The 22,205-nt window shown below is 64.2% G+C and carries 21 protein-coding genes; 3 read left to right on the forward strand and 18 right to left on the reverse strand.

The window, feature by feature from the left end:
* Positions 1-238 precede the first annotated feature (238 nt).
* From rpsO to rimP, 8 genes are all read right to left on the reverse strand, one after another.
* Positions 239-613, reverse strand: coding sequence for a 30S ribosomal protein S15 (gene rpsO, locus GGQ99_RS21915; RefSeq protein WP_275543110.1), 375 nt, complete (start codon positions 611-613; stop codon positions 239-241).
* Positions 614-670: 57 nt separating this feature from the next.
* Positions 671-1,765, reverse strand: coding sequence for a magnesium/cobalt transporter CorA (corA, locus tag GGQ99_RS21920; RefSeq protein ID WP_108605396.1), 1,095 nt, complete (start codon positions 1,763-1,765; stop codon positions 671-673).
* Between the two features lie 63 nt (positions 1,766-1,828).
* Positions 1,829-2,776: a tRNA pseudouridine(55) synthase TruB gene (gene truB / locus GGQ99_RS21925; RefSeq protein ID WP_108605397.1), complete on the reverse strand. Its 948-nt coding sequence runs from the start codon at positions 2,774-2,776 to the stop codon at positions 1,829-1,831.
* A 1-nt stretch (position 2,777) separates the two neighbouring features.
* Positions 2,778-3,185 (reverse strand): 30S ribosome-binding factor RbfA, encoded by a 408-nt coding sequence (gene rbfA / locus GGQ99_RS21930; protein WP_108609539.1) that lies wholly within the window; start codon positions 3,183-3,185, stop codon positions 2,778-2,780.
* Positions 3,186-3,299: 114 nt separating this feature from the next.
* A complete protein-coding gene (gene infB, locus GGQ99_RS21935) occupies positions 3,300-5,918 on the reverse strand; it encodes a translation initiation factor IF-2 (RefSeq protein WP_183264170.1) in 2,619 nt (872 codons plus the stop codon).
* On the reverse strand, positions 5,915-6,565 hold the full coding sequence (locus GGQ99_RS21940) for an RNA-binding protein (protein ID WP_183264187.1): 651 nt from the start codon (positions 6,563-6,565) through the stop codon (positions 5,915-5,917). The genes infB and GGQ99_RS21940 overlap by 4 nt, the downstream gene beginning before the upstream one ends.
* A 32-nt stretch (positions 6,566-6,597) precedes the next feature.
* Positions 6,598-8,190: a transcription termination factor NusA gene (gene nusA / locus GGQ99_RS21945; RefSeq protein WP_108605399.1), complete on the reverse strand. Its 1,593-nt coding sequence runs from the start codon at positions 8,188-8,190 to the stop codon at positions 6,598-6,600.
* Between the two features lie 51 nt (positions 8,191-8,241).
* A complete protein-coding gene (rimP, locus tag GGQ99_RS21950; protein WP_108605400.1) occupies positions 8,242-8,874 on the reverse strand; it encodes a ribosome maturation factor RimP in 633 nt (210 codons plus the stop codon).
* A gap of 273 nt (positions 8,875-9,147) precedes the next feature.
* Here rimP and GGQ99_RS21955 point away from each other — a divergent pair, with 273 nt between their 5' ends.
* A complete protein-coding gene (locus GGQ99_RS21955) occupies positions 9,148-9,312 on the forward strand; it encodes a hypothetical protein (RefSeq protein WP_165916076.1) in 165 nt (54 codons plus the stop codon).
* 204 nt (positions 9,313-9,516) lie between these two features.
* Here the strand turns inward: GGQ99_RS21955 and GGQ99_RS21960 are convergent, their stop codons facing one another.
* The 4 genes from GGQ99_RS21960 to GGQ99_RS21975 all read right to left on the reverse strand — a co-directional run bounded on the left by GGQ99_RS21960 (position 9,517) and on the right by GGQ99_RS21975 (position 13,860).
* On the reverse strand, positions 9,517-11,031 hold the full coding sequence (locus GGQ99_RS21960) for a tripartite tricarboxylate transporter permease (protein ID WP_108605401.1): 1,515 nt from the start codon (positions 11,029-11,031) through the stop codon (positions 9,517-9,519).
* A 27-nt stretch (positions 11,032-11,058) separates the two neighbouring features.
* The gene (locus GGQ99_RS21965) at positions 11,059-11,547 is read right to left on the reverse strand and encodes a tripartite tricarboxylate transporter TctB family protein (RefSeq protein ID WP_183264171.1); all 489 of its coding nucleotides are present in this window, start codon (positions 11,545-11,547) and stop codon (positions 11,059-11,061) included.
* Positions 11,544-12,488, reverse strand: coding sequence for a Bug family tripartite tricarboxylate transporter substrate binding protein (locus GGQ99_RS21970; RefSeq protein ID WP_108605403.1), 945 nt, complete (start codon positions 12,486-12,488; stop codon positions 11,544-11,546). The genes GGQ99_RS21965 and GGQ99_RS21970 overlap by 4 nt, the downstream gene beginning before the upstream one ends.
* Before the next feature lie 307 nt (positions 12,489-12,795).
* Complete coding sequence (locus GGQ99_RS21975) at positions 12,796-13,860, reverse strand: ABC transporter substrate-binding protein (protein ID WP_183264172.1); 1,065 nt, start codon at positions 13,858-13,860, stop codon at positions 12,796-12,798.
* A 127-nt stretch (positions 13,861-13,987) separates the two neighbouring features.
* Here GGQ99_RS21975 and GGQ99_RS21980 point away from each other — a divergent pair, with 127 nt between their 5' ends.
* Together GGQ99_RS21980 and GGQ99_RS21985 are read left to right on the forward strand one after the other, a co-directional pair.
* A complete protein-coding gene (locus GGQ99_RS21980; RefSeq protein ID WP_183264173.1) occupies positions 13,988-14,662 on the forward strand; it encodes a response regulator in 675 nt (224 codons plus the stop codon).
* Complete coding sequence (locus GGQ99_RS21985; protein WP_183264174.1) at positions 14,662-16,050, forward strand: sensor histidine kinase; 1,389 nt, start codon at positions 14,662-14,664, stop codon at positions 16,048-16,050. The genes GGQ99_RS21980 and GGQ99_RS21985 overlap by 1 nt, the downstream gene beginning before the upstream one ends.
* Positions 16,051-16,092: 42 nt before the next feature.
* Here GGQ99_RS21985 and trmB read toward each other — a convergent pair whose 3' ends face one another.
* From trmB to ybeY, 6 genes are all read right to left on the reverse strand, one after another.
* Entirely contained in the window at positions 16,093-16,794 is a 702-nt protein-coding gene (gene trmB / locus GGQ99_RS21990) for a tRNA (guanine(46)-N(7))-methyltransferase TrmB (RefSeq protein ID WP_108605406.1), read from the reverse strand.
* Between the two features lie 16 nt (positions 16,795-16,810).
* Complete coding sequence (metK, locus tag GGQ99_RS21995; RefSeq protein WP_108605407.1) at positions 16,811-18,094, reverse strand: methionine adenosyltransferase; 1,284 nt, start codon at positions 18,092-18,094, stop codon at positions 16,811-16,813.
* A 257-nt stretch (positions 18,095-18,351) separates the two neighbouring features.
* Positions 18,352-18,771 (reverse strand): helix-turn-helix domain-containing protein, encoded by a 420-nt coding sequence (locus GGQ99_RS22000; protein ID WP_055980869.1) that lies wholly within the window; start codon positions 18,769-18,771, stop codon positions 18,352-18,354.
* A gap of 140 nt (positions 18,772-18,911) precedes the next feature.
* The gene (lnt, locus tag GGQ99_RS22005; RefSeq protein WP_183264175.1) at positions 18,912-20,504 is read right to left on the reverse strand and encodes an apolipoprotein N-acyltransferase; all 1,593 of its coding nucleotides are present in this window, start codon (positions 20,502-20,504) and stop codon (positions 18,912-18,914) included.
* 88 nt (positions 20,505-20,592) lie between these two features.
* Positions 20,593-21,663, reverse strand: coding sequence for a hemolysin family protein (locus tag GGQ99_RS22010; protein WP_108605409.1), 1,071 nt, complete (start codon positions 21,661-21,663; stop codon positions 20,593-20,595).
* A gap of 27 nt (positions 21,664-21,690) precedes the next feature.
* Positions 21,691-22,203: an rRNA maturation RNase YbeY gene (gene ybeY / locus GGQ99_RS22015; RefSeq protein ID WP_183264176.1), complete on the reverse strand. Its 513-nt coding sequence runs from the start codon at positions 22,201-22,203 to the stop codon at positions 21,691-21,693.
* Positions 22,204-22,205: the final 2 nt, after the last annotated feature.

Here is a 22,205-nt window from a genome sequence, read left to right on the forward strand (position 1 = left end):
ACGGGCAAGACAACAAGAAGCTCGGTGGTGGATGTTGGCCGCGAAGGCGGCCGACCGAACGTCCTGCAATCCTGCCCCATGACCGTCCATGGGCGGTTCGGGCGCTTCCCTTTGGCGCTCCGGAACCTTTTCGACGCGACCGCACCCTGTGGCAGGATCGGGCCGAGGGACCATCCGGTTGATGGCCCTGAATGCGCGACCGGCGGGCTCCCACAAGGAGAGCCCGCCGGTCAATTCGTCAGCGGCGCAGACCGAGCTTCTCGATCAGCGTCTGATAGCGTGCGTCGTCCTTGCGCTTGAGGTAATCAAGCAGGCTGCGACGCTGGGAGACGAGCGCCAGAAGACCACGACGGGAGTGGTTGTCCTTCTTGTGGTCCTTGAAGTGCTCGGTCAGGTTCTTGATGCGCTCGGAGAGGATGGCAACCTGGACTTCCGGAGAACCGGTGTCGCCCTTGACGGTTGCGAATTCGCCCATGAGTTCCGACTTGCGCTCGGCAGTGATCGACATCGTGTTTTTCCTTTCGATCTGGAGGAAACGGGACGCCCACGGCCGGGATGTCGTCCAGCTGGGGCCGATGAACAAAGCGGCAAAAGACGCGATGTTGCGGCGCATATAGTGGAATTTGGCGGCAAATGCCAGCTATTTCGCAAGCCGGCTCCGGGCCGGGGTTCAGAGCCATTTCCGCCAGCGGAAAAACAACACCAGCGAGATCGCGACCAGGGCCATGAAGCCGAGGGCCACGGGATAGCCATAAGGCCACAACAGCTCGGGCATGTTCCAGGGCGATATGGTGGGGTCGAAATTCATTCCCCAGATGCCGGCGAGAAAGGTCAGCGGGATGAAGATCGCCGAGACGATCGTCAGCACGCCGATAATCTCGTTGGTGCGCGATTGCGACAGCGACAACTGCATTTCGATAAGGCCGATCATCGTTTCGCGCTGGGATTCGACTGTCTCGGCCAACCTGATCGAGTGGTCGAGCGTGTCGTTGAAATAGACCTTTGTCTCGGCCGAGATAAAGGCGGCGTCGGAGCGGATGAGGGTCGTCAGGGCATCGCGCAGCGGCCAAAGCGTGCGCTTGAGCAGATTGGTCGCCCGACGCAGGCCGTGCAACTGGCTGATGTGCTGCTTCCTGGGGGCGGCCAGCAGTTCGTCCTCGATCGCATCCACCTTGTCGCCGGTGGCATCGACGATCGGGAAGTAGCTGTCGACGACGGCGTCGATCAGGGCATAGGCGAGATAGTCGGCCTTACGATGGCGCAGCCGGCTCGGGTTCGAGATGCGGATGCGCTGGCGCACCGGTTCGAACGGATCGCCCTCACGCTCCTGGAAGGTGACGACGAAGTTCTCGCCGAAGAAGAATGAAATCTGCTCGTAGCGGCCGCTCTTGGCATCGTCGATCATGCTGAGCACGAAGAAGGCATGGTCGTCGAAGAAGTCGGCCTTCGGGCGCTGGCCGGTGTTGACCACATCCTCGAGCGCCAGCGTGTGCAGGCTGAAGATGTTTCCGATTTCCTCGATCAGCGCGATGTCGGCGAGACCGACGCAGTCGAGCCAGATCAGCGGCCATTTCTCGCAAGCGGCCGCGACATCGTCCAGACTGGCGTTGTTAATGAATTCGCACGCGTCGGGCGAAATCAGCGTCAGGTTGAGCGCCGATTGCCGTGCGGACGGATCGGCAATCAACGTGCCAGGCGAGGCCCCTACAGGGGCCCGCCGCACGTGTCGTGATGGACGTACTGCTATCGTCTCAGCCCCTGCCATTCGCGTTCCGCCCGCGGAATCACCTGGGACGATCCAAGCGGAAACGGCAGCCGCGTACAAGTGTCAGGCGGTGAAGACGCGCTTGGGCTTGAACATGCCCTGCTCGATGGCGCCGATGGCGACCAGCTTGCCACGCGCGGTGGCGCAGGCCTCCTCGGCCTCCACGGGCGCGTCGCGGCCGCGCACGATGACCGGGTTGCCAAGCCTGATCTTGTTGGCAGCCTCGTCGGTCACGGCGACCTGCGGCAGGCAATCGAGCGCTGCGGCGGTGTCGACGACGAACTCGTCAATAGCGGTGAAATCCCAGCTCCCCTCTTCGCCGTCCGGCTGGCCGGCGGCGCGAGCAGCTTCGAGTTCAGCGATGGTGACGAAGTCTTCGGCAGTGAACGGATCGACCTCGGTGCGGCGAAGCTCGGAGATATGGCCGAAGCAGCCGAGATCGCGGCCCATGTCGCGCGCGAGCGACCGGACATAGGTGCCCTTGCCGCAATCGATCTCGAAAACGGTGCGATCAGCACTGTTTTCGATGATCTCGAGGCGGCCGATCTCGACCTCGCGGGCCGGAATGTCGACCGTCTCGCCCTCGCGGGCAAGGTCATAGGCGCGCTCGCCGGCAATCTTGATCGCCGAAAACTGCGGCGGCGTCTGCATGATGACGCCGGTGTAGTTCGGCATGATGGCACGGATTTCGTCCTCGGAAGGACGCTTGTCGGAGCTCTTGGTCACCGGGCCTTCGAGGTCGTCCGTGGAACGCTCCTCGCCCCAGGAGACGGTAAAGCGGTAAACCTTGGCGCCGTCCATGACGTAAGGCACCGTCTTGGTCGCCTCGCCAAGCGCGATCGGCAGCATGCCGGAGGCCAGCGGGTCGAGGGTTCCGGCGTGACCGGCCTTTTCGGCATTGAACAGCCACTTGATCTTGGAGACAGCCTCGGTCGAGCCCATGCCCACGGGCTTGTCCAGCACCAGCCAGCCGGAGACGGGCCGGCCTTTCTTCTTGCCGCGACGCGACATGTCAGTCTTCCTTGTCTTCTTCGCCGTCGAGGTCACGCGCCACTTCGGGCGAGCGCAGCAGATCGTTGATCTTGGCGAAATTGTCGTAACTGGTGTCCAGCCGGAAACGGAATTCCGGCATGTATTTCATCTGCCGCAAGGCAAAGGAAACGCGGCCACGGATGAACTTGGCGTATTTGTTGAGCGCCTCGATGACCGTATCGGGATCCTTGGCGCCAATCGGCGACACGAAGGCGGTGGCGATCTTGAGGTCTGGCGACATGCGCACCTCGGTGATCGAAATGACAGTCGTTTCAATCACCGGATCGATGATCTCTCCGCGCGGGAGCATTTCGGAAAGCGCATGGCGCACCTGTTCGCCGACGCGAAGCTGGCGCTGTGACGGGCCTGAACTCTGAAAACGCGACATGGTCCTGAAAATCCATATGTCGCAGGAGGCGGAATGGGACCGCGCTTCCTGCTGCACGAAAACGGACGGCGGCCGACCGGCCACCGTCCAAACGATGAGACAAATGCCAGAGGCTTAGAGCCTCCGGGTCACCATCTCCACGCGGAAGCACTCGATGACATCGCCCTGGCGCATGTCTTCGTAGTTCTGGAAGGCCATACCGCATTCCTGGCCGACCGGCACTTCGGAGACTTCGTCCTTGAAGCGCTTGAGCGTCTTGAGCGTGCCTTCGTGGATGACAACGTTTTCGCGGATCAGGCGGACGCCTGCGCCACGCTCGACCTTGCCTTCGGTGACGCGGCAACCCGCAACCTTGCCGGTCTTCGTGATGTTGAAGACTTCGAGGATTTCGGCGTTGCCGATGAAGGTTTCGCGGCGTTCCGGCGACAGCAGGCCCGACATCGCATCCTTAACGTCATCCACGAGGCTGTAGATGATGTTGTAGTAGCGGATCTCGATCCCGGACTGTTCAGCGGCGTGGCGCGCCTGCGCGTTGGCGCGCACGTTGAAGCCGATGATCGCCGCACCCGAGGTTTCGGCGAGCGTGACGTCGCTCTCGGTGATGGCGCCGGCGCCCGAATGGACGATGCGCGCACGCACCTCGTCGGTGCCGAGCTTGTCGAGGGCAGCCACGATCGCTTCGACCGAACCCTGCACGTCACCCTTGATGATGAGCGGGAACTCCTTGAGGCCGGACGACTGCAGCTGCGACATCATCTGCTCGAGCGAGCCGCGCTGGGTGGCGTGCTTGGCGACAGCCTTGTCGCGCGCCAGGCGCTGGCGGTACTCGGTGATCTCGCGAGCGCGGGCCTCGTTGTTGACCACCGCAAAGCGGTCGCCAGCCTGAGGCGTGCCCTGGAGGCCGAGAATCTCGACCGGCATGGACGGCGGCGCCTCTTCGAGGTGTTCACCACGGTCATTGACCAGCGCGCGGACACGGCCCCACTGGTTGCCGGCGACGAGAATGTCGCCGGGCATCAGCGTACCGGTCTGGACCAGGACGGTCGCGACCGGGCCGCGGCCCTTGTCGAGCTTGGCTTCGATGACGACACCTTCGGCCGTACGGTCGGGGTTGGCCTTGAGGTCGAGCACTTCGGCCTGCAGCAGGATCGCCTCGAGCAGCTTGTCGAGATTGGTGCCGTTCTTGGCCGAAACCTCGACGTCGAGCACTTCACCGCCCATCGATTCCACGAAGACTTCGTGGCGCAGCAGCTCGGTGCGGACCTTCTGGGCATCAGCCGTCGGCTTGTCGATCTTGTTGATCGCCACGATGATCGGCACGCCGGCAGCCTTGGCATGGCTGATCGACTCGATCGTCTGCGGCATGACGCTGTCGTCGGCCGCAACCACGAGGATCGCAATGTCGGTCGCCTGGGCACCACGAGCACGCATCGCCGTGAAGGCGGCGTGGCCGGGGGTGTCGATGAAGGTGATCTTCTGACCGTTCTTCTCGACCTGGTAGGCGCCGATGTGCTGGGTGATGCCGCCGGCTTCACCCGACTGCACATTCGCATTGCGGATGGCGTCGAGCAGCGAGGTCTTGCCGTGGTCGACGTGGCCCATGATGGTGACGACAGGCGGACGCGAAACCAGGGTCGCGCTGTGATCGGCGATGTCGAACAGGCCTTCTTCGATGTCGGACTCGGCAACGCGGCGAACCGTGTGGCCGAATTCGGAAGCGACCAGTTCAGCCGTATCGGCGTCGATGACGTCGCCCGGCTTCAACATCTGGCCTTGCTTCATGAAGAACTTGACGACCTCGACGGCGCGTTCGGACATGCGCTGGGCCAGTTCCTGAATGGTAATGGTCTCAGGAAGAATAACCTCACGCACGATCTTTTCGCGCGTTTCCTGGTGCATCGCACGCTTGAACTTCTCCTGACGACGACGCATCGCCGACAGCGAACGCGAACGGGCGTCGCCATCCCCGGAAGTCAGCGCCGTATTGAGCGTCAGCTTGCCGCGACGGCGGTCGTCTTCCGTCTTGGTCTTGGCCGGACGGGCAACCTCGGGGGTCGCAATGCGGCGGATCGGCGCTGCAGCAGCGACGCCGGGACCGACGCGGCCCTTCGGCTTGGCGTCCACCTCGTCGGGTACATTGGCTTCGAGCGCTGCAGCGGGGGCGCGGCGACGGGCTTCGTCCTCGGCGCGACGGCGCGATTCCGACTCCGCCTTGAGACGGGCTTCCTCTTCCGCCTGGCGGCGAGCCGATTCCTCGCGCTCGCGGCCGCGGCGTTCATCTTCCTCGGCGCGGCGGCGTGCGTCGTCGGCAGCGCGCTGGCGCTCCTCGTGCTCGCGAGCGACAGAACCTTCGAGCGCGCGGCGACGCGCATCCATCTCGCTGCGCGACAATTCATTCAGGACCATGCCCGAACGCTCGGGCTGGGGCCGCGGCGTTTCGCGCACGACGACCGGCGCGGGCGCTGGCGCTGGCGCTGCGACCACCGGAGCTACGGCCACCGGAGCTGCGGGCTGAGGCTTGGGCGCAAAGACGGCTGCAGCCGGTGTCGGCTCGTGCTTGTCGCCGGGCATGGAGAACTTACGCTTCTTGGTCTCCACGACGACCTGCTTTGTGCGGCCGTGCGAGAAGTTCTGGCGTACGGTTCCCTGCTCCGATCCCGGGCGCTTCAGCGTCAAGGTCTTCTTCGGAGTGACGCTCAACGTGTTGTCATCGCCCGATTTAGTGTCGCTCATTCCATATCCTCTGCGGCATCATCGTCGTAGGCAATCGCCGCAATCATTGCCAGATCATCCGGGGATCCGCCCCGATATCGGTCAAGCGCAACCATGCGCTTCGCGACCGCCTTGCCCGCTTCTCCCGCGAGGACGGCAGCATGTATCACATTTGTTGCACCCAATGCCAAACCCAATTCGGCTTCCGAAAAAAGTTTATAGGCAGGCGTTGCAGGCCCGCCGATATGCACTGTGGCCTTGCGGGCCTGGGTGATCTTGCGGACGCCGTCTTCAGCACCCTCGTAAGCATGGAGTACAAGAAGCGCCTTGCCGGCGCGGACCGTGGAGTCGACCTTGGCGGCACCTAGTGCCACCAGACCGGCCTTTCGGGCAAGCCCAAGCGCGCCAAGCGCCGATCTGGCGAGCAGATTATCGACCATGGCGCCCAATTCAGGCGGCACGACGACCTGCGCCTTGAAAGCGCGGGCGAACATGCCCTTGGCCTCCGCCTTGTCGATATGTAGGCGGTCGGCCGTCACCCAGCAACCGCGGCCGGGCAGATTTCTCTTGAGGTCCGGAAAAACGGTCGAATCCGGGCCGACGACGAAACGGATCAGATCATCCGGTTCGGCGCTCTTGCGCGTGACGATGCAGGTGCGATCGTTCATCTCGTCCAACAGATTCTCCGGCCGGCCTCACGTCACTCACCGGCGACGTCGGCTGGCTCTTCCTCGGACACGACTTCGTCCTCGGCGATCCAACCAACCATGCGGCGGGCAGCAACGACCATTTGTTCCGCATCGGTGCGCGACACGCCGTAGTCGGCGAGCACGCCCGGGAAGAACTTGGTCTCGCCGTCCTTGCGTTCCTTCCAACCGACGAGGTCGTCGGCGGCATAGCCGGCGAAGTCCTCGATCGTCTTCACGCCGTCATCGCCGAGCGCCACCAGCATCGCGGTGGTAATGCCGGGGATTTCGCGCAGTTCGTCCTGCACGCCGAGCGTCTTGCGCTTCTCGTCGTGCTCGGCCTCGATCTTTTCGAGATACTCGCGGGCACGGGTCTGGATCTCGGAAGCGGTGTCCTCGTCGAAACCGTCGATCGAGGCAATTTCGTCGGCATCGACGTAAGCCACTTCCTCAACCGAGGTGAAGCCTTCGGAAGCCAGCACCTGACCGACCATCTCGTCGACGTCGAGCGATTCCATGAACAGCGTCGAACGCTCGACGAATTCCTTCTGGCGGCGCTCCGATTCTTCCTGCTCGGTCAGGATGTCGATATCCCAACCGGTCAGCTGCGAAGCCAGGCGCACGTTCTGGCCGCGACGGCCGATGGCCAGCGACAGCTGGTCGTCGGGAACCACCACTTCGATGCGCTCGGCGTCCTCATCGAGAACGACCTTGGCGACTTCAGCCGGTTGCAAGGCGTTGACGATGAAGGAAGCGGCCGAGGGCGACCACGGAATGATGTCGATCTTTTCACCCTGGAGCTCGCCGACGACGGCCTGGACGCGCGAGCCGCGCATACCGACGCAGGCGCCGACAGGATCGATCGAGCTGTCACGCGAGATGACGGCGATCTTGGCGCGCGAACCGGGATCGCGGGCAACCGACTTGATCTCGATGATGCCGTCGTAGATTTCCGGCACTTCCATGGTGAACAGCTTCGCCATGAACTGCGGATGGGTACGCGACAGGAAGATCTGCGGGCCACGCTGCTCGCGGCGCACGTCGTAGACATAGGCGCGAACGCGGTCGCCGTACTTGTAGTTTTCGCGGGGGATCAGCTCGTCGCGGCGGATGATCGCCTCGCCGCGGCCGAGATCGACGATGACGTTGCCATACTCGACGCGCTTGACCGTGCCGTTGACGATCTCGCCGATGCGATCCTTGTATTCGTCGTACTGGCGGTCGCGCTCGGCTTCACGCACCTTCTGGACGATGACCTGCTTGGCCGACTGGGCGGCGATGCGGCCGAAATCCATCGGCGGCAGCTGTTCGGCGATGAAATCGCCGAGCTGGGCGTCGGGGTTGCGTTCGCGAGCCGAGCTCAGCGCGATCTGGATGGCATAGTCGTCGACCTTTTCGACAACTTCCATCAGGCGCTGCAGCTTCATCTCGCCCGTGTTGGGGTTGATGTCGGCGCGGATGTTGGTCTCTTGACCATAGCGCGAGCGCGCTGCCTTCTGGATCGCGTCGGCCATCGCGGCGATGACGATCGACTTGTCGATCGACTTCTCGCGGGCGACCGCATCGGCGATCTGCAGCAGTTCGAGCCTGTTGGCGCTTACAACCATTGTCTTTCTCCCGGAGCGTTCGGCCGAACCTGGTCCAGCCGCGCGGCTCTATCAATCTTCCGTTTCGGTTTCTTCGTCTTCCGGCGCATCTTCGTCTTCGCCGCGACGTTTCCGTGCTTCCTTGCGCGCCTGATTGTCCTTGCTCAGGGCATCGCGAATGAGATCGTCGGTAAGGATCAGCCGCGCCTCGGAAATCGCCTCGAAAGGCACGCGCACGGTCGGCTCCTCGCCGTAGGCAGCCTGGTCACGCTGGATCAGGATGCCTTCTTCATCGACCTCGGCGATCTTGCCGCGGAACCGCTTGCGGTCGGCAACCATGACCGAGGTCTCCATCTTGACGATGTGACCGATCCAGTTGCCGAAATCCGACTTGCGGACCAGCGGCCGGTCGATGCCCGGCGACGACACTTCGAGATGATACGCTTTTTCGATCGGATCATCGACATCGAGAGCAGGCGAAACCGCGCGGCTCACTTCTTCGCAATCCTGGACGGTCATGGTGCCGTCTTCGCGCTCGGCCATGATCTGCAGCGTCAGCCCGCTCTGCCCCGAAAGGCGGATGCGAACGAGGCGGAAGCCGATCGCACGAAGGACGGGCTGGACGATCAAGGCGATGCGGGCGTCGATGCCGGTCTCGCGGATGATGCGGTCGTCGCCTGTCTGTTCGACTGCGTTTTCGGTCATAGAATCTCCAGACGGTCGGCAGGTAACAAAAAAGAGCGGGACCGGGTGGACCCACTCTTCGTCATACCGACCAAGAATTTGAGGCTGATATAGCCGAAGGCGGCGCGCCTTTCAAGTCCCGTGGCCGGTTGCGTCCACGACCGGTAAATTAGCCGACCAATGCAGCGGATGCATGGCAAGCATGCGCAGATGCCCCTACCGCTTCCCTTTGCGTCACCTATATTTGTTGCGCTGCACAAGAAATGATGATGCAGCGCAAAAGAGGATAAAGAGATGAACACCCGCAAGCCCCTTGGCCGCATTGGCGAACTGGTCCGCACCTTTGGTAGCGCCGTCGCTGCCGCAGCAGCCGTCGAGCGCGGTCATCGCCCAACCAACCAGGACCTGGTGATGCTCGGCATCGACCCGCTCCACTTCGACCGCATTCGCAAATACTGATTACAGGCATTCAGGGTAGAGAGCGCACCGCTGACCGCGTCATTGGCGCTTGCCAAGGCGTTGCCAGCCGGGCGGTGCTCCGGAGCGGCCGGTCAATCTGACCGTCGCTCTGTCCCTGGGTATCCCGCCTCGCTGTCGAGGCAAAGAAAGAGCCGAGGCCGGAATTCCGGGCCTCGGCTTTTTTTGTTTCGCAACCGAGAGGCCTCAGTCCTCGTTGGCGCCCAGCTGGGCCAGCACCTTGCCGCGGCCACGGGCGCGCAGGTAGAGCGGCAGCAGCACCGCCGTTGCCGCCAAGAGCAGCAGCACGATCGCAATCGGCGAATGCACCAGGATCATCGGGTCGCCCTGGCTGATGGCCAGCGCGCGGCGTAGCTGCTGCTCCGCCATCGGTCCAAGGATCAGACCGACCACCACGGGCGCAATCGGATAGCCGAAACGGCGCAGGCCGTAGCCGAGCAGGCCAAATGCCAGCAGCATGCCGAGCTCGAAAGTCGACGGATTGGCGCCGATGGTGCCGAGCGTCGCAAACAGCAGGATGCCCGAATAGAGCCAGGGCAGCGGGATGGTCAGGAGCCTGACCCAGACGCCGATCAGCGGCAGGTTGAGCACCAGCAGCATCAGGTTTGCCACCAGCAGCGAGGCGATCAGGCCCCAGACCAGTTGCGGGTTGGTCGCAAACAACAGCGGCCCAGGCTGCAGGCCGAACTGCTGGAAGCCGGCGAGCATGATCGCGGCGGTCGCCGTGGTCGGCAGGCCGAGCGTCAACAGCGGCACCAGCGTGCCGGCCGCCGATGCATTGTTGGCCGCTTCGGGGCCGGCGACACCTTCGATGGCGCCATGGCCGAACTCTTCAGGCTTTTGCGCCAGGTTCTTTTCCACAGAATAGGACAAGAAGGTGCCGATTTCGGCGCCGCCGGCCGGCATCGCACCGATCGGGAAGCCGATCGCGGTGCCGCGCAGCCATGGCTTCCATGAACGGCGCCAGTCCTCGCGAGTCATCCACACCGAACCCTTGATCGCCTGGATGGTCGAATCGCCGCCCTTGCTGGCGGCGACGCTGAGCGCCTCGCCAACGGCGAAGAGCGCAACCGCAAGCGTCGTCACCTCGATGCCGTCGAGCAGGTCGGGAATGCCGAAGGCAAGGCGCGCCTGGCCGGTCTGCAGGTCGATGCCGATCAGACCGAGCCCAAGGCCGATGAACAGCGCCGTCAGTCCGCGCAGCGTCGAGTCGCCGAAGGCGGCGGACACGGTCATGAAGGCCAGGATCATCAGCGCGAAATATTCGGCCGGACCGAAGGACAGCGCCATCTTGACGACAGTCGGCGCAACGAAGGCAAGACCTATGGTGGCGATCAGGCCGGCGACGAACGAGCCGATGGCGGCGGTTGCCAGTGCCGGGCCGCCACGCCCGGCGCGCGCCATCTTGTTGCCTTCGAGCGCCGTGACGATCGAGGCACTTTCGCCAGGCGTGTTGAGCAGGATCGACGTCGTCGAGCCGCCATACATGCCACCGTAATAGATGCCGGCGAACATGATCAGCGAACCGGCGGGATCAAGCTTGTAGGTGACGGGCAAAAGCAGGGCGACGGTAAGTGCCGGGCCGATGCCGGGAAGAACGCCGACAGCCGTGCCGAGCGTCACGCCGATCAGCGCATAGAGCATGTTCATCGGCTCGAGTGCCGTGAGCAGCCCCTGCGCGAGCAGACCAAAGGTATCCATTTAGAGCCGAGCTCCCTTGATGATCGCTCAGAACAGCAGGTGTTCGAGCGGGCCGGCGGGCAGCGAGAGCTGCAATCCCTTGGCGAAAATGACCCAGACGACGAACGAAAGCACGATGCCGATCGGGATCGTCTTCCACAGCGGCCCGCGTCCGAACGCGCGTGCTGTCGCGGCGAAGAGCAATCCGGTGGCGATCGAGAAGCCGGCTGCCTTGAGCAGCAGCATCTGGGCGGCAAGACCGCCGACGATCCACAGGATCGGGCTGATCTCTTGTTTCTCGCGCTCGGGGAAATCACCGCGGAAAGCTTCGAAAACCGTCCAGATCGACAGGCCGAAGAACGCCACGGCGATCACGTAGGGAAAGGTTGTCGGGCCGACGCGGGCATAGCTGGCGCCGGCGCCATGGCTGGCGGTGCTCCAGGCGATGACGACAGACACCGCCATAAGCAGAGCGGCGATGACAAGCGCCGCCCAATCGGGGCGGCGCCTTTCTTGTTGCTGGTTGTCCAGGCTCATTTCACCAGGCCGATGTCTTTCAGGATCGCTGCGGTGGACTCAGTGTCCTTCTTCAGCTGCGCTGCGAAGTCATCGCCGGCGAGGTAGGTGTTGGCCCAGCCCTTGTCGGCGAGGATCTTCGTCCACGAAGCCGAGGTGACCATCTTTTCGACGTCGGCGAGCACTGCCGCCTTCTGCTCGGCCGAGATGCCGGGAGCGGCAGCGACCATGCGCCAGTTCTGGATCGAGACGTCAACGCCGCCTTCCTTGAAGGTCGGTGCGTCGATGCCTTCGACCTTGGCGTCGGACGAGATGCCGATGATGCGGAGCGTGCCGGCCTTGATCTGCTCGGCGAACTCGCCGTAACCGGAAATGCCGACCGTCACCTGGCCGCCGAGGATGGCGGCAAGAGCCTCGCCACCGCCGGAATAGGCGATGTAGTTGACCTTGGTCGGGTCGACGCCGACGGCCTTGGCAATCAGGCCTGCCGTGATGTGGTCGGTGCCGCCGGCAGAGCCGCCGCCCCAGGAAACCGCGCCCGGATCGGCCTTGAGCTTGGCAACGAGGCCAGCCATGTCCTTGATGTCGGAAGCGGCCGGAACAACAAGCGCCTCAAACTCGCCGGTCAGGCGGGCAATCGGGGTGACCTGGTCGAGCGTCACCGGCGAGGCGTTGGTCAGGATCGCGCCGACCATGACGTAGCCGCCGACGATGAGCTGGGCCGGGTCGCCATTGGCCTGGTTGACGAACTGGGCGAGGCCGATGGTGCCGCCGGCGCCCGGAACGTTGTTGACCTGGACCGAGGCGGAAATCTTCTCGTCCTGGAGCGCGGTCTGCATCGAGCGCGCGGTCTGGTCCCAGCCGCCGCCGGGGGCCGCAGGTGCCATGATCTTGTAGTCGGCGGCCGCAGCCGGCAGGGCGAGCGCGCCTGCGACGATGGTGGCCAATACGAACTGCTTCATTGCTGTTCCTCCCTTGCCCGCATGCGCGGGGCAGATGCTTTTCAGTTTCGAGGCCAGCGCCAGGGCAGCGTCTCGGCATTTCGGGGGAAGGAACTGGCCGGCCAAGGGGCCTGCCATCAGAGCAGCGTTTCCCGGCCCCTCTGCCCGGCGATAGGATCGCCGTCGGGTAGCCGTTGCGGAAACGTGTTCGAAATCCTCCCGAACTTTCCGAGCCTCGCCGCCTCCAACGGATGGGCCAAAACTTCCCTATCGCAGCAACCTGACATCAGACTGACACCGATGCAACAGCTTGGGAACATCGCCGGAATCACGGGCTGCGCAGCGCCTCGTTCCAGCGCTCGATGACACGGGAGCGCTTGACCTGGTCAAGATAGACCATCAGTCCCGGGCTGACCGGCACCGGGCGCAACTGCCCGCCAAGAACCTCCTGCATGCGGTTGGCGGTATTCTCGCCCGAGACCTCCGGATTGACGGCTGCGATATGCAATTGCCGCGCCATCACCGTCTGGCCCTCGGCCGACATGAAATATTCGAGATAGCGGCGGCCGAGATCCGACGACTTGGCGGCAGCCGGCACCAGGCCGATGCGCGACATGACGACGGTGTAGTCCTTGGGCAGGACGATGCCGACGTCGGGGTTCCGCGCCGCCCAGTCGGCGGCATAGGAGCCCAAGATGTTGTAGCCGAGCACGAAACGGCCGTCGGCGATGCGCTCGAGGATGGCGCCACTGGTCGAATAGAGCTTCACGCCCGCCGCCCCCATGGCGCGGATCACCGACCAGATGTCGGGGTACTGCTCCTGGTCGCGCGCCATGAACATGAAGCCGACGCCGGAACGCTCGATGTCGTAGGTGGCGATGCGGCCGTAGAACCTGTCGCCCTGCGTCTTGAGGAATTCGACGAACTGGCCGCGCGTCGCCGGCGGCGGCGCGTCCTTGAAGCTCGGCTTGTGGTAGACGAACACCGCCGGCTCGAAGGTCAGCGCATAGGCGGTGTCGCGCCAGTTGGCCCAGCGCGGCCAGCGATCCGACAGCGGCAGCCGGCTTTCCTGGGCATAGCCGTCATTGGCGAGCTTGACCTGCAGGTCCATGGCCGAGGAAAAGGCGATGTCGGCGGTGCCCTTGCCGGCATCCGTCTCGGCGACGACGCGGTCATAGATGTCGACCGTCTGCAGATCCTCGTAGCGCACCGCCACGCCGGGGTTTGCCTTCTGGAAGCCTTCGATCATCGGCTTGGCCAACGGCGCGTCGAGCGACGAATAGACAACCAGCGTGCGGGCGTCGGCGGCGCCATTCAGCGCCGGAAAGACGGTGACTTCGGCCCAGGCGGGCGATGAGAGGCAGGCAAGGACGGTGAAAATGGCCAGACGCATGATCGCCAGACCATGCAACAGCCGGGCGAGCCGCACAACGGCGAAGCGCTATCGACGCGCATGACGGGCACTGGACCTTTGCCTAGCGAATAGGCATCGTTCGAACGGGCGGGCAAGGAGAATTCGGGTGCGCATTCTGGTGGTCGAGGACAATGCGACGCTGGCCGGGGGGCTGGCGGCGGTGCTCAAGGGCAGCGGCTATGCCGTCGACGTCGTCGGCGACGGCGCCTCTGCCGTGGCAGTGCTTGCCACCGAGCGCTTCGACCTCGTCATCCTCGACCTCAACCTGCCGGAAATGGACGGGCTCGACGTGCTGCGCACCATGCGCGGGCGCCAGCACGACGCCGCGGTGCTGATCCTGTCGGCGCGTCATTCGCTCGACGAGCGGGTCAAGGGTCTCGACCTCGGCGCCGACGACTACATGGTCAAGCCGTTCGACGTCGGCGAGTTGGAGGCGCGTGTGCGCACGCTGTTGCGCCGCCGCGCCGGGCTCAAGGCGTCGACCGTGTCGTTCGGCGACGTGACGCTCGACCTCACCACGCGCAGCTTCTCGTCGCACGGGGCGGCCATCGACATCCCGGCGCGCGAACTGGCGCTGCTCGAGACCCTGTTCATGCGCGCCGGCAAGGTGGTCGCCAAGCAGGCGATCATCGAATCGCTCGCCGGCTTCGACGAGGATTTGAGCGCCAACGCTATCGAGCAGTATGTCAGCCGGCTGCGCAAGCGGCTGGCGCCCTATGGGCTGACCGTCCGCACCGCCCGCGGCATCGGCTACTACCTCGAAAAGCTGCCCAGCGCCTGATGGCCCGAGCCAAACCATATTCACTGCGCAGGCGGCTGCTGCTCTGGCTGCTGGTTCCGCTGGTCGCCCTGGGCCTAGTCGCGCTCGCCGACACCTACAACGAGGCGGTCGACACCGCCAACGCCGTCTCCGACCGCGTGCTGGCCGGCTCGGCCCTGGCGATCGCCGAGCGGGTGGTGGTGGCAGAAGATGGCGCGCTGGAGGTCGACATCCCCTATGTCGCGCTGGAAATGCTGACCTCGGCGGCGCAGGACCGCGTTTTCTACCGCGTCGACGGCCCCAGCGGCTTCATCACCGGCTACCAGACCCTGCCCATCATCGAAGGGCTGGAGCAGGAGGAAAGCGGCTATACCGACGCCAGTTTCCGCGGCGAGCCGATCCGGCTGACCTCGCTGTCCCGTGCCGCCTCGACGGGCGCGAGTTCGATCCCCTTCGTGGTCACCGTGGCAGAAACGACGATTGCCCGCACCCAACTGGCGCAGACGATCCTTCTGCGCTCGGCGCTGCGCCTCGCCATCCTGATCGGCAGTGCGGCAGCCATCGTCTGGCTCGCCGTCACCTTCTCGCTGCGCCCGCTCTACCGGCTGCGCGACGCGATTGCCGAGCGCAACCCCGACGACCTGCATCCGATCGAGCAGTCGGTGCCCAAGGAGGTGCGCGGCCTCGTCGACACCGTCAATTCCTTCATGGGCCGGCTCGGATCGGCGCTCGGCGCGATGCGCCACTTCACCGGCAATGCCAGCCACCAGTTGCGCACGCCGCTGACCATCATCCGTACCCAGCTTGCGCTCGCCTCACGCGCACATTCGCTGGAGGAAGCCCGGCAGGCGGCGCGCATCGGCGACGAGGCGGTGGCCCATGCCGAACGCGTCATCGCCCAGCTCCTGCTGCTCGCCAAGGTCGACGAAGCCGCGTCCGACCGGCTGAAAAGCCTCGACGCGGTCGATCTCACCGCGCTTGCCCAGCAACTCACCGCCGACCGCGTGACCCAGGCCCATGCGGCAGGGATCGATCTGGGTTTCGAAGGCGAACAGGCTCTGTTCGTACGCGGCGAGCCGATGCTGCTCAGCGAAATGATCCGCAATCTGATCGAAAACGTGCTTGCCTATGCGGGCCAAGGCACGGAGGCGACAGTCAAGGTGCTCGACCAGGGTGCCGACGTTGTGCTGGAGGTCGAAGACACCGGGCCAGGCATTCCGGCTACCGAGTTGGAAAACGTACGCCAGCGTTTCGTGCGTGGGCGGGAGGGCGACAAACCCGGCGCCGGCCTCGGCCTGCCCATCGTCGAGGAGATCGCCTCGCTGTTCGGCGGCCGGCTGGAGCTTCTGGCGGGTGCGGATGGGCGCGGGCTCAGGGTTCGGGTGTCGTTTGGGAAAGCCGAGGCGTGACGGTTAGCCCCTTCTCCCCTTGTGGGAGAAGGGAAGTGCCGCCTACACCCTGACGAAGGTCAAATATGCAGGCGTCCGGTTTTCGCGGATCGCCTTCGCCTCGTAGCGGGTGCGCGTCCAGCCTTCGTAAGGCGTGTGCCAGTCGGCGGCGTCGGCCGCCTGCCACTCGAAGGCAGCGTGGGCGCGGCAATGCAGCAGCGTCCAGTTGACGTAGGTGTCGATGTCGGAGGCGAAACGGAACTTCGCGCCGCTCTTCAGCACGCGGGCGAAGCGGTCGAGATTGACCGGGCTGACGAACCGGCGCTTCCAGTGCTTCTTCTTCCGCCACGGGTCGGGATAGAGCAGGTCGATGCCGGCGAGCGACGCCTGCGGCAGCCAGTCGAGCAGTTGGGTCGCATCCTCGTCGTACAGGCGGATATTGGCGAGCGGCTGGCCGTCAAGAGCCGTCGTCATCTTGGCCATGCCGTTGACGAAGGGTTCGACGCCGATGAAGCCGTCGTCGGGATTGTTCGCGGCGATATGGCGAAGATGCTCACCGCCGCCGAAGCCTATTTCCAGCCTGACCCTGGAAACCGGGGCCGCAAACAGCGTGCGCAGGTCGTCAGGTGCCAGGGTCTTGATGTCTATGCCCATGCGGGCGAGCCCATTTTCAAGGGCGATCGCCTGATGCGGGCGGACAGGCTTGCCGCGCCGCCGCCCGAAAAAGGCTTCCGTCGTGCGGCTGCGGCGCGGTTCCTGTTCCATGTAACCTACAGTCGCCTCAGGCGGCGACCGCTTCCTTGCTGGCTACGGCGTCCTTGAGCGCCTTGACCAGGTCGGTCTTCTCCCAGGAGAAGGAACCGTCGCGACCAGCCTTGCGGCCGAAGTGGCCGTAGGACGAGGTCTTGGCATAGATCGGCTTGTTGAGGTCGAGGTGGCGGCGGATGCCAGACGGCGACAGGTCCATGACCTGGCGCAGCGCGTCTTCGAGCACCGCTTCGTCAACCTTGCCGGTGCCGTGCAGGTCGACATAGACCGACAGCGGCTGGGCAACACCGATGGCATAGGCCAGCTGGATGGTGCAGCGGTCGGCAAGCCGGGCGGCAACCACGTTCTTGGCCAGGTAGCGCGCGGCATAGGCTGCCGAACGGTCGACCTTGGTGGTGTCCTTGCCGGAGAACGCACCACCGCCATGCGGGGCAGCGCCGCCATAGGTGTCGACGATGATCTTGCGGCCGGTGAGACCCGCGTCGCCGTCTGGACCGCCGATGACGAACTTGCCGGTCGGGTTGATGTACCAGTTACAGTCATTGGCGATCTCGAGATCGCCAAGGGCTTCGCGGATGTAGGGCTCGACCACCTTGCGAACCTTGCCCGAATCCCAGCTGCCGTCGAGGTGCTGGGTCGAAAGCACGATCTGCGTGACTTCGCGGGCCTTGCCGTCCTGGTAGCGGACGGTGACCTGGCTCTTGGCATCCGGGCCGAGCATGCCGGCGTCGCCCTTGTTCTCGTGCCGGGCGGTGGCCAGCAGTTCGAGAATCTTGTGGCTGTAGTAGATCGGAGCCGGCATCAGGTCCGGTGTCTCGCGGCAGGCATAACCGAACATGATGCCCTGGTCACCGGCACCTTCTTCGCCCTGGCGGTCGGCGGCGTTGTCGACGCCCTGGCCGATGTCGGGCGACTGGCCGTGCAGCAGCACGTCGATCTTGGCGGTCTTCCAGTGGAAGCCGGCCTGCTCGTAGCCGATGGCGCGGATGGCCTTGCGGGCCACCGACTTGAACTTCGACGGATTGACGACCGGATGGCCAGCGGCGTCCTTCACGATCTGGCCGTTCTTGTCTTTCTTCAGCAGCGTGTCGGGCACGCGAACTTCGCCGGCGATCACGACGCGGTTGGTGGTTGCCAGGGTCTCACAGGCAACCCGGACCTTCCACGGATCCATGCCGGTCTTTTTGGCCTCACGGTAGACGAGATCGACGATCTCGTCGGAAATGCGGTCGCACACCTTGTCGGGGTGACCTTCGGATACGGATTCGGAAGTGAAAAGATAATTCTGCCGCGACACGGGATGTCCCCTCTTGGAAAGGATCGGCGCTATGCCGATCGGTTTGGCGCGTCACGTGTTAGCGAAGCCTGCCGGAACTCGTCAAGCAGGCTTTCGTCGCGGAAGGCCGGTTATTGCGAGGGCGTGGCGACGGCGCACCGCCGCCGCTCTCGCGCATCGGCCGGAAATCGGAACCGATTTCCGGAGAGCACGATGCACAGTTCAGGCACTTGGAGCGCCCGTTGTGCGCCCTTTCGGACGCACGGCGCTCGCTGGCATTATTGCTCTTCGTCGTCGGCGAGGACCTTGGCCAATTCGATGACCTTGCGCCGGACCTTGGGGTTCGAGATCCGGGCAAAGGCGCGGTTGAGCTGCAGGCCTTCGGCGCTCGAAAGAAAATCGACCACGAAGCTGGTGGAAGAGTCCTCGGCAAGCCCCTTGTGCTCACCGCCATCGGCCCCTGGAGCGTCTTCGAAGAAGAATGCGACCGGCACACTGAGGATCGAGGCGATGGCCTGGAGACGACTCGCTCCAACACGATTGGTCCCCTTTTCGTACTTCTGAATCTGTTGGAATGTAATACCGAGGCTTTCTCCGAGCTTCTCTTGGCTCATTCCCAGCATGTTGCGTCGCAGGCGAATTCTCCCGCCGACGTATACGTCGGTCGGGTTTGGTTTTTTCTTGTTCTCTTTTTCCACTGTCTTTCCTCGCCGGATTTTTCCAGCTTATTATTGGGCAGGTAGCCCCGTTCAGGGCAATTTATAGCGTCCGGGCATGAACGCCGATTGGCACAGCCTGAAGCCGCGCGGTGGCATATGAGTTTCTAACAATAGCAGTGTCAATTCGCCCTGAGCCTCTGTCTGAGCTTCAAGCCACTTGCCGCTACGGCAATAAGGAACATGATCAGGAAACCGTTAACGCGCGAAAACGGCGGCGAGGCAGCGCCGGAGGCGGCCACCGGAAGCGAGACATCGATGGTGCCGCGAACATTCATCGCAAGTGCATCCACAACTCGCCCGCTCGGGTCGACAATGCCGGAAATTCCTGTGTTGGCCGCGCGCAGGACCGGCAACCCGTTTTCGACCGCGCGGACCTGCGATTGCCGGAAATGCTGATAGGGACCCGGAGTATCGCCAAACCACGCGTCGTTGGTGACATTCACCATAATCTGAGTTGACGCCGCGTCAACTGCAACGATAGCGGGAAAGATTATTTCATAGCAGATGAAGGCCGAGGCCTTGATGCCGCCCGGCAGGGCGAACGGCCGCCGGTCCGTACCGGCGACAAAATTCATCGGGCCGGCCACCAGTTGCGTCAGGCCGACACGCTCCATCAGGCCTGCGAAGGGGATGTATTCGCCAAAAGGCACCAGATGGACCTTGTCGATCGAACCGACGATCTCGCCCTTGTCGTTGATGCTGACGACGGAATTGTAATAGCGCGTTTCCGTGCCGGCTACCGATTCGCCCTCGTCGCGGACGATGCCGGCCATCAGCATCTGTCCTGCGGACAGCATCTCCCCGATCGCCACAAGCGCATCCGGCCGCTCGGTGAACAGGAACGGCACCGACGTTTCGGGCCAGATGATGAGGTCCGGCTTCGGGGCGCCCGGCTTCGGCGCTTCGGCCGACTGCTGCAGCATGCCGGCGAAGATGCGGTCGCGGACGCTGCCATCCCATTTTTCGCTGAGGTCGATGTTCGGCTGGACAATGCGAACGTTGATCGTTTGCGCCGGCGCCGCGGCGGGCGCTGCCAGCTTGAAATAGCCGTAGGCAGCGTGAGCAGCGACGAGCAGCACGGCCAACGCGGCACCGAGCTTGAGATTGCGCCGGTCAGCCAGCAGCGCCGGCATGGCGAAGACGAAGACGGCCAGCACGTTCATGCCGACGACGCCGATCACCGTCACGCTCTGCATCAGCAGCGGCACCGGCATCGCGGCAAAACCGAGCGGGTTCCAGGGAAATCCGGTGAACAGGAAGGTGCGCAGCCATTCGGCGAGGCCGAATGCAAAGGCCAGCGCGAAAATGCGGCCGATGCCGTCGCTCCACAACAGTCGTGCCAAGGCCGCTGCGAAACCATGGAAGAAGGCCAGGATCAACGGAATGCCGACAACCGCCAGGGGCAGTGCCCAGGCAAAACTGTCGGCCTCGACCAGAAGCGCGCCGCCGACCCACCACAGCCCGGCAAGGAAATAGCCGAAGCCGAACCACCAGCCGACGGCAAAGGCCGGCCTTAGCTGCCGCAGGAAGCCTGCCGGCCTATCGGCGACGGCACCGTCGATGAGCCAGACCAGGATCGGGAACGAAACAAAGCAGGCGGCGAAGAAATCGTAGGGCGCCTGGCCCAGGACTGCCAGGGCGCCGGCCAGAAAGGCCACCAGCGCCCTTTTCCATCCCCACAGCAGAATTATCCGCCCAGCAAGGCGCGCCATCCTGTCCCCTCGTCCAAGAATCACGGATCGAAGGTGTAGCAGCACCGCGAGGCGGCACCAAACGGCGGACCGCCCCGGCCGGCCAGGCTCACGCCTGTTCAGCCTTGGCGCGGCGGCGGCGCTCGCTCTTGACGGAGTGGACGATGCGGACACGCTTGACCCGGCGCGGGTCGGCGTCGAGCACGTGGAACTCGAAGCCCGGTATCGCCTGCACCACCTCGCCGCGCGCGGGCACGCGGCCGAGCGCGTTGAAGATCATGCCGCCGATGGTATCGACATATTCGCTATGCTCGCCGGCAGAGAATTCCTCGCCGAGAACCTTTGCGACCTCCTCGATCTCAGCCTTGCCGTCGACGACATAGACACCATCGCCGGCCTGGGTGATCATCGGCTCGTCGTCGTCGTGCTCGTCCTCGATGTCGCCGACGACCATCTCGACGATGTCCTCGAGCGAGACCAGCCCGTCGGTGCCGCCATATTCGTCGATGACCAGCGCCATCTGGGTACGTGTCGCCTGCATGCGGGTCATCAGGTCGGATGCGAGCATGGAGGGCGGCACGAACAGCACGGTCCGGACGAGGTTGAGATCGCCGATGCTGCGCTGGAGATCGACCTGCGACAGGTCGAGCTGGGCTTCGGCTGCCTGTGCCTTGCGTGAGCGGCCCTTCTTGACGCGGGCACCACGGGTGATGTGGGCAAGCACGTCGCGGATGTGGACCATGCCGCGCGGATCGTCGAGGGTCTCGACATAGACGGGCATGCGCGAGTGGCCGGACTGCTCGAAAACAGACAACAACTCGCCGAGCGTGGTGGAAAGCTCGATCGCCTCGATGTCGGCGCGGGGCACCATGACGTCCTCGACGCGCACTTCGCGCAGCCGCAGGATGTTGTTGAGCATGGCGCGCTCGCCGGGCGAGAACGAGTCGGCGTCGCTGCCGGTCTCGGCCAGCGCGTCGACGATTTCCTCACGGATATTGGTGCCGTTGCTGCGGTGCCGGAAAAGCCTGGTCAGCCGCTCGATGAAGGATGGCCGCTCGGCCTGCGTGTCGTGCGTCGCGGTTAACGGCGCACTGGTACTAGGTCCGTCCTCGGTCTGGTCGGAGGCCCTTGCCGCGGTTCCCGGTTCGGGCGTGGCGGCAGTCTCTGTTTTGTCGTTCATCTTCTTCCGGTCGATTGCTCGTCCCTGTTACGCGTAGGGATCGGGAATGGCAAGCCTCGCCAGCGCCCGGCGTTCCAGCGCTTCCATCTCCTCGGCCTCCTCGTCGGTCTCGTGATCATACCCCAAAAGATGCAGGAGTCCGTGGATTATGAGGTGGGTGATGTGGTTTTCGAGCGTCTTGCCTTCAAGCTCGGCCTCCCGAGCCACCGTCTCGTAGGCGAGCACGATGTCGCCGAGCATCGGCGGCAGCGGATCGCCGGGCGCCACCGGAAAGGCCGGAAACGACAGCACGTTGGTCGGCTTGTCCTTTTGGCGCCATTCGGCGTTGAGCTTGCGGATCGCCGCGTCGTCGGTGAAGACCAGGCTCAGTTCGACGCCGTCGGCAGCTTCGACCTCGGCTTCCGCGAAAGCCGCAGGCACGGCGCGGTCGACCAGCGCCCTGAGCGCATCCTCGCCCGGCCAGGCGCCCTCCTCGACCATCAGGTCGATGTCGAGGCCGCCCTCCGCGCCGGAAGACGGCGGTAAATCCTTGTCAGGCATTG

The sequence above is a fragment of the Aminobacter niigataensis genome (assembly GCF_014200015.1).
Taxonomy (GTDB): Bacteria; Pseudomonadota; Alphaproteobacteria; order Rhizobiales; family Rhizobiaceae; genus Aminobacter; species Aminobacter niigataensis.